Below are 15617 nucleotides of genomic sequence, written 5' to 3' on the forward strand. Positions count from 1 at the left end.
ACGTTCGGACGCGTCGGCCCGTCGGGCGCCGGGCGTATATTCGGGACGACCCTCGTCATTCCCGGGAGCAGGCCATGTACCGCAACATCCTTGTCGCCACCGATGGATCGGAACTCGCCGCGCGCGGTGTCGAGCACGCGGCCACGCTCGCCGCAGGCCTCGGTGCGTCGCTGACCATCGTCACCGTCTCCGAGCCATGGAACACCGCGCTGACCGATCCCAGCGGGCTGGTCGGCTTCGATGAGTTCCTCAAGGACTACCGCGCCGCGGCCCAGGCCCGTGCCGACGACGTGCTCGCCGCCGCGAAGCAGGCCGCATCGCGGCATGGGGTCGAGGCCACGACGCTGTTCGTGGCCGAGCAGCCGCCGGCCGATGCGATCCTCGAAACCGCGCAGGCGCGCGGCATCGACGTGGTGGTCATGGCCTCCCACGGACGCCGGGGGCTGGGCCGGCTGTTGCTCGGCAGCCAGACCCAGGCGGTTGTGGCGCGCAGCGAGCTGCCGGTGCTGATCGTGCGATGACCTGAGCCGCTGTGCCTGCGCGGGCGGTGCCGACGCACGGGCTGCTACTCGCGCAGCGCGAACCCCGGCGACTCGTTGAGCTGCCCGTCGCCTTCGACCACCAGCCAGCGCCCCCCGGCCTTCTCGAACACGACCGGGACCGGTTCCCGGAACAAGGGCCGGCGCACGAAGCGCAGTTCCCAGCCCAGCGCCTCGAGGGTCGCGATCGCAGCGGCCTGTTCGGGCGTCAGATCCTGGCGCAGGGTGGCCGGATCAGGCGGGGCCGGGCGGCGACGTTCGGATCGGCTCATGCGGACTCTCGCTCGGGACGCGACGGATGCAGCGCGGCATCCGCTCGCCGCATCGTACGTGAAGGTGCCGGGCCCGCAAACTTCCGCGCCCGGCCATGACCTCCGGGTCTCGCGCCGCAGACACGGCAGGCTCTAGGCTGTACGGGTCCGGCCCGCGAGGCCACCTCAACCCGGAGAGTCGCCCATGGCGCCCCAGACCCCATCGTCGCCGCGGCTGCTGTCGCGGACGCGTGCCGCCGTTCTCGTTGCACTGGCCTTGCCGTTGGCCGGCCAGGCCGCAGAAGGCATGTGGACGCTCGACAATCTGCCGCGCGATGCGCTCAAGGCGCAGTACGGTTTCTCGCCCGACCAGGCCTGGGTCGACCACGCGATGCAATCGTCCGTACGCCTGGCCGGCGGTTGTTCGGGTTCGTTCGTCTCGCCCGACGGCCTGGTACTGACCAACGCCCATTGCGTGGTCGGCTGTGTGCAGGGCCTGTCGTCGCCGCAGCGCGATCTGCAGAACGCGGGCTTCGTCGCCAACGCCCGCGGCGACGAGCTGCAATGCCCGGCCGAGGAGCTCAACGTGCTGCGCGCGATCACCGACGTCAGCGCGCGCGTGGCCACGGCCGCCGAGGGCAAGCAGGGCCAGGCCTATGTCGACGCGCGCAACGCCGAGAAGGCACGGATCGAATCGGAATGCGTCGGCGATGCGGCCGACACCACGCGCTGCGATGTCGTGGAGCTCTACAACGGCGGCCAGCAGCACCTCTACCGCTACCACCGCTATTCGGACGTGCGGTTGGTGTTCTCGCCCGAGTACGCGGTCGGGTTCTTCGGCGGCGACCCGGACAACTTCAATTTCCCGCGCTACAACCTCGACGCTGCGCTGCTGCGCGCTTACGAGGATGGCAAGCCGGCGACGGTCGAGCATCACTTCACGCTCAAGCCCGAAGGCGCGCAGGCCGGCGAACTGGTGATGGTCACCGGCCATCCGGGCCGCACCCAGCGCCAGCTCACCGTGGCCCAGTTGGAGACGGTGCGCGATGTCAGCCTGATCAACACCCTGCTGTGGTTGGCCGAGCGCCGCGCGATGCTCGGCGAGTATGGCCGGCTCGACGAAGAAGCCGCGCGCCAGGCGCAGTCGGATCTGACCTTCACCGACAACAGCTACAAGGTTTACCGGGGGCAGTTGCAGGCGCTGCTCGACCCGCAGGTGTTCGCCGCCAAGCGCGCTGAGGAAGTGCGCCTGCGCGAAGGCGTCGATGATGCGCCCTGGCGCGAGGTCGAGGCCGCGCAGGCCACCGCGCGCCAGATCGCCGTGCCCTACATGCTGCTCGAACAGGGACGGGGCTTCGATTCGCGGCTGTTCTCGATCGCACGCACGCTGGTGCGTGGCGCCGACGAGCGCGCCAAGCCCAACGACGCACGGCTGCCGGAGTTCCAGGACGCCGGCCAGGGACGCCTGCGCCAGACGCTGCTGAGCGCGGCGCCTGTCTACCCGGCGTTCGAGACCGCCAAACTCACCTGGTCGCTGACCAAGCTGCGCGAACTGCTCGGCACCGACGACCCGCTGGTCAAGTCGGTACTCGGGAACCGCTCGCCGGCGCAGGTGGCCCAAGCCCTGGTCGAAGGCTCGACGCTGGACGATGTCGCCGAGCGTGAGCGATTGTGGACGGGCGGCGCCGCGGCGATCGCGGCGTCCGACGACCCCTTCATCCGGCTCGCACGCGCAGTCGATGCGCCGGCGCGCGCGGTGCGCCAGCGCCAGGAAGCGGAGGTGGGTGCGATCGAGTCGCGTGCGGCCACGCAGATCGCCAAGGTGCGCTTCGACAAGCTCGGCACCACTGTCTATCCGGATGCGACGTTCACGCTGCGGCTGTCGTACGGCGATATCGCCGGTTGGGAAGAGAACGGCAAGGCGATCACGCCGTTCACGACGATGGCCGGTGTGTTCGCCCGCAACACCGGGGCGGCGCCGTATGCGTTGCCGCAGCGCTGGCTGGACGCGCAGGCCCGGATCGCCGGCGACACGCGCTTCAACTTCGTCAGCACCAACGACATCATCGGCGGCAACTCCGGCAGCCCGGTCATCAACCGCGATGCGCAGGTCGTCGGCCTGGCGTTCGACGGCAATATCCACTCGCTCGGCGGCAGCTTCTGGTACGACCCGACGCGCAACCGCACGGTGTCGGTCCACAGCGGCGCGATCGTCGAGGCGCTGAAGTCGGTGTACGGCGCCGATCCGCTGGTGGACGAACTGCTGCACAAGTAACCGGCCGCTGCTGCACGCACGACGCCTCGCAGACCGGGGCGCCGTGCGCATGTTCAGCCGTAGATACGATCACCCCGTGCACGACGACTCGCGGCCTCGCGCCGCAGCCAGCGCGCCGTCGCTACAGCGCCACGACCTGCCCGCGCGCGGCGCTGTCGATGCCGGCCTGCAGCACCCGCATGACATCGAGCGCCTCGTCCGGTGCAACCGGCGGGGGGGCGCCGTCTGCGATCGCCGCACGCAGGCCGGCGTAGTAATGGCGATAGTCGCCGGCCGGCGTGGGCGAGGGCGCTTCGTGGACGGCGCCGTCTTCGCCGACGCGCAGCAGGCGGCCGGGCGTGGGGTCGATGCCCCAGTCCGGCCCGCCCGGACGCTGGCCGGCACGTAACGCGGCTTCCTGCGGGTCCAGCCCGTGCTTGAACCAACTGCCGCCGGTGCCGTGCACCGCGAAGCGCAGGCCGGCGCCCGGCACCAGCGCGCCGGCGTGCAGCACGACGCGCATCTGACCGTAGCGCAGCACGACATGGAACCAGTCGTCGACCTGCGCATCGGTGCGCTGCAGCGCGATATCGGCCTGCACCGCGTCGGGCAGGCCGAACAGCTGCAGGGCCTGGTCGATCAGATGGGGCCCCAGATCGAGCCAAAGCCCCGCGCCTGGCCCGGCACGGTCGCGCCAGCGGTCGGGCACGTCGGGCCGGAAGCGGTCGAAATGCGAATGGACCTCGGCGATGCGACCGAGCGTGCCCGCCGCGACGAGTGCGCGCAGCGCGAGGAAGTCGGCATCCCAGCGTCGGTTGTGGAACACGCTGAGCACACGACCGGACGCGCGTGCCGCCTCGGCGACGGTCCGCGCCTCGGCCAGATCGACCGCCATCGGTTTGTCGATCACGACGTGACGGCCGGCGGCGAGCGCGGCGATCGCCAAGGGGGCATGCGTGACGTTGGGCGAGGCCAGCACGACCAGGTCGATCGCCGGGTCGGCGAATGCCTCGTGCGGATCGGTGCACACGCGCGCATCGGGATGGTCGGCGTGCACGCGCGCCGGGTCGCGCGAGACCACGGTGTGCAACCGCAGGCCGGATGTGGCGGCGATCAGCGGCGCGTGGAACACCTGGCCGGCAAGGCCGTACCCGACCAGCGCGACCTGCAGCGCATCGCCCATCGCAGGCTTACCAGCCGAACAGCTTGAAGTAGGTCTGCGGGACGTCGTCGCGGTCGCTGTCGATGCTGCCGTCACCGTCGCGGTCGTAGAGGAAGTACGCCGGGCCGCGCGAGGGCACCACCTGCACCGCGCGCAACTGACCGGCGACGCGGAACTCGGTGATGCGGTCGCCGTTGGATTCGGTCCGGGTCACCTGCTCGGCATCGGCCGGGATGCCGTCGGGCAGCGATGCGCCCGGACTGACACAGGCGGACAACCCCAGCAACGCGATCGCGAGCACAGCAGTACGAGAGGCGGACATGGCGGATCTCCAGCGGGCGGACCGCCATTATGCGCGCACGGCGTGCAACCGCCGTGCGCGCACCAGCGGGCTACTGCAAGGGGTCGTAGCTGAAGAGCCACAGCTGCGTATTGCCCTGCTGCACGCCCGCGCCGCTGTGGAATTGGCCGGGCGTGGTCAGTTCGCCGACGAAGGTGTAACGCCGTCCGGCCTCCAGCCGGCCACCGGGCATCAGCTGCTCGGTCTGCGGCTGCATGTACAGCGTGACCTCGTTGCCTTCTTCGGTTTCCACTACCAGGGCGCGCCAGCGGCCATCCTTGAGGATCGCCTCGTTGACCTTGAACTGCGCCGGTGCCGGCTGCAGTTCCTTGACCGTTGCGCTGAAGCGCACCAGTGCGCCGATGATCTGGTCGCGGTCGTCGTCCCACGGCCGTCCGGCCGCGCGCTCGGCCTGACGCTCGGCGGTGTAGTCGACGATCTCCTGGATGTCATTGAAGCGGATCCGGAAGGTCCGGCCGCTGCTGGTGAGCACCCGGACCTGGGATTCGACGATGTTGAGCAGGCTCCGGGTCGAGATGCCGCAGCCGTCGTCGTCCAGGCAGTAACGCTGCCAGGTCTCGGCCGTCCAGCTGTCGAACTGCTTGGGCGGATTGCCGAACTCGAGTTGCTTGGCCACGCCGGGCGCGTAGGCGACCGCCGAGGTGCCCTGGTTGGGCGCAACGACGAACACGCCGCCATTGCCCAGGTCCAGCTTGCCGATGCGCAGCTGGCGCAGCATCGTCCAGGCGTAGTCCTGCGCACTCATGCCGTGCAGGTCGTCGACGACCAGCAGCGCCAGCTCGATGCCCTGCTTCTGTGCCAGGTCGTAAAGCGTGGCCTCCAGGCCCTTGAGCAGCCCGGGGTCGAGCCGCCCGGTCTCGTCGACGACGAAACGGCCGTACTTGAGCGGGATTGTTGTCGCCGATGGCGCAGGCAGGTGGACGGTGGCGCTGCGGGCCGGGGGTGGCGCCTGCGGCGGCGCAGTGCCGGTCCCCGCACCGGCCTGGCAGCCGGTCTGCCCGGCCTGGGTGCAGGCCTCCATCCAGCCATCCTGGATCGCCGCCAGCCGGTCGTTGCGGGCCGGATGGGTCGCGGTCACGTGATCGGCGCCGAGCGACTGCATCGCGCTCTTGGCATCGGCGAGGCTGGCGCCCATGCGCTGCAGCACGAAGCCGCTGAACTTGTCGGCCTCCAGTTCGATCGGCGGCTGGCTGCCGGTGCCGGTGATCGTGTGCCCGGACAGGTGGTGGCCGATCTCGTGCGCCATGATGCTCACCGGCGCCCAGGGGTTGCCGTTGGTCGCCGCACGGACCTCGCCGAGAAAATCCCGGTTGAAGGCGATCACCCGCTGCGGGACCCGCTGTTCGTCGAGCAGGATCACCGCCGCGGCGTTGGCGACCGGGCCTTCGGTGACCACGAAGTTCTGCGGCAGGCCGGTATAGCCCATGACGCGTTCGACCATGCTGCGGCAATCGGCCGGCGGCGTGCCGGTCAGCGTCGTCGGGTCCAGACGTTCGGGGCGGCCGTCGTAGGAGCAGGCCTGCAGCGTCGAGGCGAGCTGTTCGACGAGTTCGGCGCGGCTGGGCGCTGCTGTGCCGGACGCGGCGGTGGGTGCGGCGGGCGCCGCAGCGCGCTCGCCGCAGGCGGCGAGCAGCAAGGCCAGCGGCAAGGCGGCCGGCAACGGGCGGACCAGGCGGTGCAGGGGGCGTCGGGACATGGGCCTTTCCTCTGGCAGTCGGTCGGGGAAGATCAGGCGGCGCGCGCGTACAGCAGCGCGACGATGGCGTGGACGTAGGCGCGGCGCAGTAGCCAGTCGACGGCGACGAACACCGCCGGCGCCAGGGCCAGGCGCCAGGCATCGCGGCGCAGATCGAGCTCGAAGAACTGATGGAATGCGAGCGCCAGCACGACGACCTTGACCGCGTACATGTACCACTTGGCGGCCTCGCGCCAGGGCAGCACCAGCGCCGGGTCGCGGATGACCAGCAGCGGCAGTTGGTTGACCAGATTCAGGCCGATGATCACCGCGTACGCATAGGCTGCCAGCACCAGATGTTCGACGGCGTTGTAGCGGCGACGCCCGAACACCAGCAGCGAGCTGGCGACGACGGCGAAGATGCCCAGGGTGAACGTCCAGTTGGCGTAGCGCTGCATCATCGCCATCGCGCCCAGGTAGGTCTGGTCGCCCGCGCGCAGGAAGCCCGTGGTGTCGAGCACCAGCAGCAACAGTGCCACGCTCACCAGCAGCAGCTTGAGTGGATGCACGTGGCGACTGCGTGCGCCCTCGACGTATTCGCGGGCGACGGTGCCCGGACGCAGCAGCAGGCGCCCGGCGGTGCGTGCGACCGACCACTCGAACAGGCGCCACTTCTGCCAGGTCTCCTGGCGCAGGTCGCCCAGGCCCAGGCGATGGGCGGCCTTCTGGCCGCACTGGCCGCAATACGGCGCGCCACCGCGGGCCGCGCCGCAGTTGCGGCAGGCGTCGCGGGCGGGCCAGTCCGCCGTCGGCGGTCCCTCCCGATCGGACGTGCTCACCGCGCGGCCTCCGGCCGCGGCGCACGTTGGGCGAGCGGCCGCCCCGCAGGCCGGCCATGGCAGGCGATGGACATCCAGACCCCCTTGGCAGGGGGCGATTATCGCGACACAGCGTTCGGATTCCGTCATGTCGGTGCACCCGGCGGGGTCTGGAGGGTGAACGCCCCGGCCCGGCGGATGGGGTCGAACGCGGCGCCCACGGTCGACGCCGTAGAATCTGCGGATGACGAAACGGCTGATTCTGATCGACGGGTCCTCGTACCTGTACCGCGCCTTCCACGCGCTCCCACCGCTGTCCAATGCCGATGGCGAGCCGACCGGCGCGCTGTTTGGCGTGGTCAACATGCTGCGCGCCACGCTCAAGGAGGCGCCCGACTACGCGGCCTTTGTGGTCGATGCGCCGGGGCGCACCTTCCGCGACGATCTCTATGCCGCCTACAAGGCCAACCGCCCACCGATGCCCGATGACCTGCGCGCGCAGGTCGATCCGATGTGCGACATCGTCGAGGCGCTGGGCTTCCCGATCCTGCGCGTGCCCGGCGTCGAAGCGGACGATGTGATCGGCACACTCGCCGTGCAGGCCGCCGAGGCCGGCATCGCGACCACGATTTCGACCGGCGACAAGGACTTCGCGCAGCTGGTGCGCCCGGGCATCACGCTGGTCAACACCATGAGCGGCAGCCGCATGGACAGCGAGGCGGCGGTGCATGACAAGTTCGGCGTCCGCCCCGACCAGATCGTCGACATGCTCGCGCTGATGGGCGACAGCATCGACAACATCCCCGGCGTGCCCAAGTGCGGGCCGAAGACCGCGGCCAAATGGCTGGCCGAGTACGAGTCGCTCGACGGCGTGATCGCGGCCGCGGGCAACATCAAGGGCAAGATCGGCGAGAACCTGCGCGAGGTGCTGGACCAGTTGCCGCTCAGTCGCACGCTGGCGACGATCCGCACCGACGTGCCGCTCGACGGTGGTCCCCAGACCCTCGTGTTGCGCCAACCCGCCGCCGATGCGCTGCGTGGGCTCTATGCTCGCTACGGCTTCACCCAGGCGCTGCGCGAGCTCGAAGGCGGCGGTCCGGCCGCAGCCGCCGCGACGACCGCGCCGGCGCCTCCAGTCGAGGTCGACCCGGCACTGTCGGCGCCGGGCGAGTACGAGACCGTGCTCACGACCGAGCGTCTCGAGGCCTGGATCGCCCAGTTGCGCGTTGCCGAGGAGTTCGCGTTCGACACCGAGACCGACGCGCTCGATGCGATGCGCTCCAACCTGGTGGGCTTGAGCGTGGCGGTCGAGCCGGGTCGGGCGGCCTACATTCCGCTCGGGCACGACTATCCGGGCGCGCCCGCCCAGCTCGATCGCAGCCAGGTGCTCGAGGCATTGCGGCCCGTGCTCGAGGACCCGACGCGGCGCAAGCTGGGCCAGCACGGCAAATACGACCTGCATGTGCTGCGCCGGCACGGGGTCGCGCTGCGCGGCTACGCGGACGACACCCTGCTCGAGAGCTTTGTGCTCGATGCCGGCATTGCCCGGCACGACATGGACTCGCTGGCCAAGCGGCATCTGGGCATGGATACGATCCGCTTCGAGGACGTCGCCGGCAAGGGCGCCAAGCAGATCTCGTTCTCGCAGGTCGCCATCGACGATGCGACCCGCTACGCCGCCGAGGATGCCGACATCACGCTGCGTCTGCATCGGGTGCTCAAGCCGCGGGTCGAGGCCGAGCCGGGCCTGGCGCGGGTGTATCGCGAGATCGAGATGCCGCTGGTGCCGGTGCTGGCCCGGATCGAGGCCAACGGCGTGTGCATCGACGTCGACGAACTGCGCCAGCAGAGCGCGGACCTGTCCAAGCGCATGCTCGCCGCGCAGCAGAAGGCGACCGAACTGGCCGGGCGCACGTTCAATCTCGACTCGCCCAAACAGGTCTGCGCGCTGCTGTTCGAGGAACTGGGGTTGCCGGCCGTCGTCAAGACGCCCAAGGGCCAGCCCAGCGCCAACGAAGAGGCCCTGGCGGCGATCGCCGATCAGCACGAGCTGCCGCGGGTGATCCTCGAGTACCGCAGCCTGGCCAAGTTGCGCGGCACCTATGTCGACAAGTTGCCGGAGATGATCAATCCCGACACCGGCCGTGTGCACACCAGCTACCACCAGGCCGGTGCGGCGACCGGACGGTTGTCGTCCTCCGATCCCAACCTGCAGAACATTCCGATCCGGACCGACGACGGCCGCCGCATCCGCCGTGCTTTCGTCGCACCGGCGGGTCGCCGGCTGGTCGCGTGCGACTACTCGCAGATCGAGCTGCGGATCATGGCGCACCTGTCCGAGGATCCGGGCCTGATCGGCGCGTTCGAGACCGGGGTCGACGTGCACCGCGCGACCGCGGCCGAGGTCTTCGGCCGGCCGCTCGACCAGGTCACCGCGAACGAGCGCCGCGCCGCCAAGGCGATCAACTTCGGGCTGATGTACGGCATGAGCGCGTTCGGCCTGGCGCGCAATCTCGGCGTCGGCCGCGGCGAGGCCCAGGACTACATCGCGCTGTACTTCTCGCGCTATCCGGGCGTGCGCGACTTCATGGAGCGAACCCGCCAGCAGGCGCGCGAGACCGGCTTCGTCGAGACGGTGTTCGGGCGCCGCCTGACGCTGGACTTCATCCAGCGCGGTAACGCCTCGCAGCGCGCGGGCGCCGAGCGCGCCGCGATCAACGCGCCGATGCAGGGCACCGCGGCCGACATCATCAAGCGCGCGATGGTCGCCGTCGACGACTGGCTGGCGGGCCATGCCGCGCAGGCCAAGATGATTTTGCAGGTGCACGACGAACTGGTGTTCGAGGCCGATGCGGACTTCGTCGAGTCCTTGCTGGCCGGCGTGGTGCCGAGGATGACCGGGGCCGCCGAACTGCGGGTGCCGCTGGTGGTGGATTGCGGGGTCGGCGACAACTGGGACCAGGCGCACTGACGTCGCGGCAGGTCGGGCGGGCGCTGTGGTGAGGGTCTGCCCGCGCGCGCCGCGATACCCCCGCGAACTGCGCGATTGGGCGGGGTAAATGCAGCCTGAATTTGCCCGAAAATTGAATGTCGCCTTCACGAACCATCAATGCGTCGGGTGGTCTCATACTCGCGACAGATGCAAGGTCTGTCGCAGATCTCTCCCTTCCCCTGGAGTGATCGACCGGAACCAACAGGCTTCTCCCCGAGCCCGGTTCCCGAGCCCCGTAGGCCCCCCCTGCCTACGGGGCTTTTTTATGTCCGTCTGCCGTGTTCGACCGCTTTACTCCGGATGGGCAGCGGCCTGCCAGCCGGAAGCCGCTCTTCCCTCGGTCAAGGCCGCTTCGCGGTCCGGCCACGCGAAGCACGCGTGGCGTTCACCTGGATGCGCGGCAATGCCGCGCACGCCATCCATGCTCACCCTGCCTTGACTCGGGCGCGCGCGCTCCGCTGCGCGGATCGGTCCGGCCCGGCGCAGCGCGCCGGGCGTTCGCCCGCTCGCGCGGCATGCCGCGCAGGCAGAGCGGGCTCACACATGGCGCGCTCGGCGCGGCCACCGGCTGGCAGGCCGCTGCTGCGGACGATTGCAACTGGACTTCGGTAGGCGCGGTGTCGCCCGCTGGAAGAAGTCGAGCACTGTCAGCCTCAGTGCGTCGTGCGGGTCGGGGATTGCGATAGCGGGCCATGGATGGTCCGCGGCGGCGAGTCAGCCATGGGTGAGAGTGGGCTGCTTGCGCGGCACGCCGCGCAGCCCGCACGAACGACCGGCGTGCTTCGCCGGGCCGGACCGCGGAGCGGGCTGACCGAGCCGGGGAGCAGTCCCCGGCCTGCGCGACGCGCGCTCCGGAGAGAACTGCAGATCGCGCGATTAGAAGAAGATATTCCTGATTTTGGCGAAGACCCCCGTTCATGTCCGTCGCTCGCGGAGATAGCGGTTCGCAATGCGCTGGACGCAGCGGTCTTTCAATCCGGTGCAATCCTCGATCACCCCTGTTCTTCTAGAACGGCGTCGGGCAATGCAGGCGCAGCGGTGCGCCGGTGGCGGGGTGGGGCAGTTCGAGCGATTCGGCGTGCAGCAGCAGACGCGGGGCGCGGCGCTGTGCAGGCTCGGGCGCGTACAGCGGATCGCCCAGGATCGGATGGCCGATCGCCTGCAGATGAACGCGCAACTGGTGGCTGCGGCCGGTCACCGGCATCAGCGCCACGCGGGCGACCGGTGCGCCGTCGGCGGCGGTTTCGCGGCGCAGCACCCGCCAGCGCGTCAGCGCAGGCTTGCCGTCGACCGGATCGATCTTCTGCCTGGGCCGCTCCGGCCAGTCGACCAGCAGCGGCAGGTCGATCTCGCCGGCCTCCTCGGCCGGCCAGCCGTCGACGACCGCGATGTAGCGCTTTTCGACCCGCCGTCGCTCGAACGCCGCGCCCAGCGCGCGCTGGGCGTCTGCGCCGCGGGCCAGCAGCATCAGGCCGGAGGTCGCCATGTCCAGCCGGTGCACGACCCGGGCGTCGGGCCATTGCGCGCGGGCGCGGGTGGCCATGCTGTCCTGCTTGTCCGGCCCACGGCCGGGCACCGACAGCAGCCCGGCGGGCTTGTCGAAGGCCAGGACGCTGTCGTCGCCGTAGAGCTGGCGCAGGCAATCGGGCACCACGTCGGGATGGGCGATGTCGAGGGCTGCAGCCGCCACGGGATCAGGCCAGTTCGGCAAGCCAGTCGCGCGGGCGCAGGTAGTCGGCCAGCCGCGCCTCCGCGCTGTCGGCCTCGGGCGTGTAGCCGTACTCCCAGCGCACGCGCGGCGGCAGGCTCATCAGGATCGATTCGGCGCGTCCGCCCGACTGCAGCCCGAACAGCGTGCCGCGATCGTAGACCAGGTTGAACTCGACGTAGCGGCCGCGGCGATAGAGCTGGAACTCCCGCTCGCGCTCGCCGTACGGGGTGTCGCGGCGTCGCGCGACGATCGGCAGATACGCATCGAGAAAGCCGTCGCCGACGGCCCGCATATAGGCGAACTCGTGCTCGAAATCGCCGTGCTGGTCGTCGAAGAACAGCCCGCCCACGCCACGCGTCTCGGCGCGGTGCCCGAGAAAGAAGTACTGGTCGCACCAGCGCTTGTGGGCCTCGTAGCGCGCCTGTCCGCCGAACGGCTCGCACAGCGCCCGCGCAGTCCGGTGCCAGTGCGCGATGTCCTCGTCGACCGGGTAGAACGGGGTCAGGTCGAACCCGCCACCGAACCACCAGGCCACCACTTCGCCGTCGCGCATCGCGCGGAAGTGGCGCACGTTGGCGTGGGTCGTGGGCAGGTGCGGATTACGCGGGTGGAACACCAGCGACACGCCGGTGGCACGCCACGACGCGCCGGCCAGTTCCGGCCGGTGGGTGCTGGCCGAGGGCGGCAGCCGGGTGCCGCTGACGTCCGAGAAGCCGATGCCCGCCTGCTCGAACACCGCGCCATCGCGCAGCACGCGGGTCCTGCCGCCACCGCCTTCGGCGCGTTGCCACAGGTCCTCGGCGAACCGGGCCTGGCCGTCGGCCTGCTCGATCGCGGCGCAGATGCGGTCCTGCAGCCCGGTGAGGTAGTCCCGGACCGTTTCGAAAGTGTCGTTCATCCGGAACATTGTAGGTGCGTCGCCCCGGTCGGCATTGATCCGGGTCAATCCCCACCGGCCGGCAAGTAGGCCCGGTGCCACTGCTGCAGCCGGGCCGCGAGCGCCTCGGCGCCCAGGCCATAGGTATCGGGCAGGGCGCCATGGAAGCCGCTCAGGCCGCGGTTGACCCGCCGCAGCCGCGCGCCGCGATCGACGTGCGCGGCGAAGTCCAGCCCGACGACCGGGTGCAGGCCGACCCGTGTGGTGCCGAATCGGGCGATGTCGGTCCAGGCCAGGCGCGTGGTCCTGAACAGCGCACGCACTTCGAGCCCGTCGCGGTCGAGCCGCAGATGGTGGGCGCCGGGCAGCAGGCCGGCCAGCGCCAGCAACGCGCAGGCCCCGAACACCCCGCCCAGGGACCAGGCGACCGCGGGCTGGCGGCCGCCCACCGCGACCGCCAGCCCGACCAGCGCCAGCGACACGGCCAGCAGTGCCAGCCGTTTCCACGGCGCCGGTCGCAGCAGTTCGACCGCCGGCAGCGGCGCGGATGTCACTTGAGCGTGCGTTCGAACAGCTCGTAGATGCGGCGGTACTGGTCGTACCACGAGGCCGGGTGCTGGTAGGCGTGCCGCTCGAGCGGGTAGCTCGCCAGCTCCCACTTGTCCTTGCGCAGCTCGATCAGGCGCTGGGCCATCATCACCGAGTCCTTGTAGAACACGTTGTCGTCGATCATGCCGTGGGCGATCAGCAGATGGTCCTGCAGGCGGTCGGCGTACTCGATCGGCGAGGACTTGAGGTACGCCTCCGGATCGATCTCGGGCGTGTTGAGGATGTTGGCGGTGTAGTCATGGTTGTACTGCGACCAGTCGGCGACCGGGCGCAGCGCCGCGCCGGCCTTGAAGCGGCCCGGTTCGCGCATCAGCGCCATGAATGTCATGAAGCCGCCGTAGCTGCCGCCGTAAATGCCCACGCGATCGCGGTCGGCCTGGTGGTGCTCGACCAGCCAGTCGATGCCGTCGAGATAGTCCTCCAGCTCCGGGTGGCCCATCTGCCGGTAGATCGCGGTGCGCCAGTCGCGGCCATAGCCGGCCGAAGCGCGAAAGTCGAGGTCGAGGACCAGGTAGCCCTGCTGCACGAGCATGTTGTGGAACATCTGCTCGCGGAAGTAGTTCGGGTAGCGGTCGCTGACGTTCTGCAGGTAGCCGGCCCCGTGCACGAACAGCACCACCGGATACTTGCGGCCCGGGTCGTAGTCCTTCGGACCGTAGAACTTGCCCCAGACCGTGCCGGCGCCGTGCTTGGACGGGACCTGCACGTACTGCGGCTGCAGCCAGTCATGGGCCTTGAACTCGGCGGTGCGGGTGTCGGTGAGCACCCGCACCGCGCCGTCGTTGACGTCGGCGACCGCCAGTTGCGGCGGCAGGTAGCTCGACGAGGTGCGCAGCAGCAGGCGGGTCTCGTCGGGCGAGAGCACGAAGTCCTCGATACCGCCGGTGGCGGTGATCTCGCGCACGCCGCCGTCGCCGGACATGCAGACTTCGTAACGGCCCGGCCACTGCTGGTTGCACAGGAAGAAGAAGCGGCTGCCGTCATGCGACATCACCGGCGAGGAGACCTCCCAGCGGCCGGAGGTCAGCGCACGCTGGCGCTTGCCGTCGTGCAGGTAGAGATGCGAGTAGCCCGATTCCTCGGACAGGAACCACAGCGTGCGGTGGTCGGGCAGCCAGCCAAATTCGTTGAAATCCCAGTTGATCCACGCCGGGTCGGTCAGCCGGTGGCGGCTGCGCAGCGTCGCGTTCTCCAGGTCGACGGTCGCCAACCAGCGGTCCTTGTTGTCGACCGAATGGATCGACAGCGCGACGTTGCGGCCGTCGTCGCTCCAGCGGATCGCGCCGCCGCCGCCGCCGCGGCCATCGATCTCCAGGCGCACCGGGCGGTTGCCCTGCAGCGGGTCCTTGCCGGCGGCCCGGCGCAGATCGGCGAGCGGATCGGTGCCGATGCCCGGCAGCGTGCCGGTCTCGAGCTCGCGCACGCGCCCTGTGGCCAGTTCCACCAGCCACAGCCGGTGCGGCAGCGGGTCATTGCGACCCACGCGGGTGCGCACGTCCTCGAATTCCTCGTAGCCCGATTCGGTGACGTACTTGGGCATCTTGCCGTCGCGGCCTTCGTCGCCGTCCTTGGGCGCGGTGACCACGATCAGTCGATCGCCGGTCGGGGACAGCGCACTGCCGGCGATGCTCACGTCCTTGCCCAGATACACCGGGCCGGGCGCGCGCGTGGCATCGGCCTGGCGCCAGCGCTCGTTCTGTGCGCGCAGGCCGTCGCGGCGCTCGCGCTCGGTGCGCAGGGTCTCGATCATGCGCAACTGCCGCTCGCGCAAGGCGTCTGCCGGCGGCGGCTTGGCCGGGTCGGCCTCGGCCTTGAGGCTGGTCAGCTGCGCGGTGCCGCGTTGCGGGTCCCAGCCGTACCAGTCGTCGCCCGACCGCCACACGAGGCCGCCGCCGGTGGTCCACTGCGCCTGCGTCTCGGTCGCTTCGGTGCGGGTGATCTGGCTCAGCTGGCCGGTGCGCAGGTCGCGCACGAACAGATCGCCATTGCGGACGAAGGCCATGCGCGTGCGGGTCGCATCGAGGAGCGGATCGCGCCCGTCGATGTCGGCACGCGTCGCATCGTCCACCGGCACCGAGGCGCCGCCGGCAAGCGGCTGCACCCAGGTGTCGCGCACGTTGCTGCCTTCGCGCTTGGCGGTGTAGTAGGCGCGGCTGCCGTCCCAGCTCCACCAGGCCGATTCGACCGGCGCGCCGATCCAGTCCGGATCGGCCATGATCCGGTCCAGGGTCAGCGGCTGCGCGGGTTGCGCGGCAGCGAGCGGGGTGGCGAAGGCGCAGGCGAGCACCCAGTACAGCGGCAGACGACGCATCGGCAGCGATCCGTGGAGCGGAAAGGAGGCCGCAGTGTACCGGCGCGCGCCTCATGA

12 protein-coding genes are annotated in these 15617 nt (G+C 70.3%); 3 read left to right on the forward strand and 9 right to left on the reverse strand.

Features of this window, described 5'->3' with window-relative positions; translation table 11 throughout:
* The first annotated feature begins 74 nt into the window (after positions 1 to 74).
* Entirely contained in the window at positions 75 to 521 is a 447-nt protein-coding gene (locus tag ABE505_RS00545; RefSeq protein ID WP_346444239.1) for a universal stress protein, read from the forward strand.
* A 44-nt stretch (positions 522 to 565) separates the two neighbouring features.
* Here the strand turns inward: ABE505_RS00545 and ABE505_RS00550 are convergent, their stop codons facing one another.
* Complete coding sequence (locus ABE505_RS00550) at positions 566 to 811, reverse strand: hypothetical protein (RefSeq protein ID WP_346444240.1); 246 nt, start codon at positions 809 to 811, stop codon at positions 566 to 568.
* A 184-nt stretch (positions 812 to 995) separates the two neighbouring features.
* Between ABE505_RS00550 and ABE505_RS00555 the strand changes: the two genes are divergently transcribed.
* The gene (locus ABE505_RS00555; RefSeq protein WP_346444241.1) at positions 996 to 3065 is read left to right on the forward strand and encodes a S46 family peptidase; all 2070 of its coding nucleotides are present in this window, start codon (positions 996 to 998) and stop codon (positions 3063 to 3065) included.
* Positions 3066 to 3186: 121 nt separating this feature from the next.
* Here the strand turns inward: ABE505_RS00555 and ABE505_RS00560 are convergent, their stop codons facing one another.
* The 4 genes from ABE505_RS00560 to ABE505_RS00575 all read right to left on the reverse strand — a co-directional run bounded on the left by ABE505_RS00560 (position 3187) and on the right by ABE505_RS00575 (position 7081).
* Positions 3187 to 4227 carry an oxidoreductase gene (locus tag ABE505_RS00560; protein ID WP_346444242.1) on the reverse strand — a complete coding sequence of 347 codons (1041 nt, stop codon included), beginning with the start codon at positions 4225 to 4227 and terminating at the stop codon, positions 3187 to 3189.
* A gap of 7 nt (positions 4228 to 4234) precedes the next feature.
* A complete protein-coding gene (locus ABE505_RS00565; protein ID WP_346444243.1) occupies positions 4235 to 4528 on the reverse strand; it encodes a DUF2782 domain-containing protein in 294 nt (97 codons plus the stop codon).
* 70 nt (positions 4529 to 4598) lie between these two features.
* On the reverse strand, positions 4599 to 6263 hold the full coding sequence (locus tag ABE505_RS00570; protein ID WP_346444244.1) for a TPM domain-containing protein: 1665 nt from the start codon (positions 6261 to 6263) through the stop codon (positions 4599 to 4601).
* A gap of 32 nt (positions 6264 to 6295) precedes the next feature.
* The gene (locus ABE505_RS00575) at positions 6296 to 7081 is read right to left on the reverse strand and encodes a DUF3667 domain-containing protein (protein ID WP_346444245.1); all 786 of its coding nucleotides are present in this window, start codon (positions 7079 to 7081) and stop codon (positions 6296 to 6298) included.
* Positions 7082 to 7304: 223 nt separating this feature from the next.
* On the opposite strand from ABE505_RS00575, the gene polA reads away from it, so the two are divergent.
* Positions 7305 to 10031 (forward strand): DNA polymerase I, encoded by a 2727-nt coding sequence (polA, locus tag ABE505_RS00580; protein WP_346444246.1) that lies wholly within the window; start codon positions 7305 to 7307, stop codon positions 10029 to 10031.
* 1027 nt (positions 10032 to 11058) lie between these two features.
* Here polA and ABE505_RS00585 read toward each other — a convergent pair.
* The 4 genes from ABE505_RS00585 to ABE505_RS00600 are packed head-to-tail and all read right to left on the reverse strand — an operon-like array spanning position 11059 to position 15560.
* The gene (locus tag ABE505_RS00585) at positions 11059 to 11742 is read right to left on the reverse strand and encodes an RluA family pseudouridine synthase (RefSeq protein WP_346444247.1); all 684 of its coding nucleotides are present in this window, start codon (positions 11740 to 11742) and stop codon (positions 11059 to 11061) included.
* 4 nt (positions 11743 to 11746) lie between these two features.
* A complete protein-coding gene (hemF, locus tag ABE505_RS00590) occupies positions 11747 to 12661 on the reverse strand; it encodes an oxygen-dependent coproporphyrinogen oxidase (protein WP_346444248.1) in 915 nt (304 codons plus the stop codon).
* Positions 12662 to 12705: 44 nt separating this feature from the next.
* Positions 12706 to 13194 carry a PH domain-containing protein gene (locus tag ABE505_RS00595; RefSeq protein ID WP_346444249.1) on the reverse strand — a complete coding sequence of 163 codons (489 nt, stop codon included), beginning with the start codon at positions 13192 to 13194 and terminating at the stop codon, positions 12706 to 12708.
* A complete protein-coding gene (locus tag ABE505_RS00600; RefSeq protein WP_346444250.1) occupies positions 13191 to 15560 on the reverse strand; it encodes a S9 family peptidase in 2370 nt (789 codons plus the stop codon). The genes ABE505_RS00595 and ABE505_RS00600 overlap by 4 nt, the downstream gene beginning before the upstream one ends.
* Positions 15561 to 15617 lie beyond the last annotated feature (57 nt).

Origin of the sequence: Luteimonas sp. TWI382, assembly GCF_039674545.1 — a bacterium.
Lineage (GTDB): Bacteria > Pseudomonadota > Gammaproteobacteria > Xanthomonadales > Xanthomonadaceae > Luteimonas.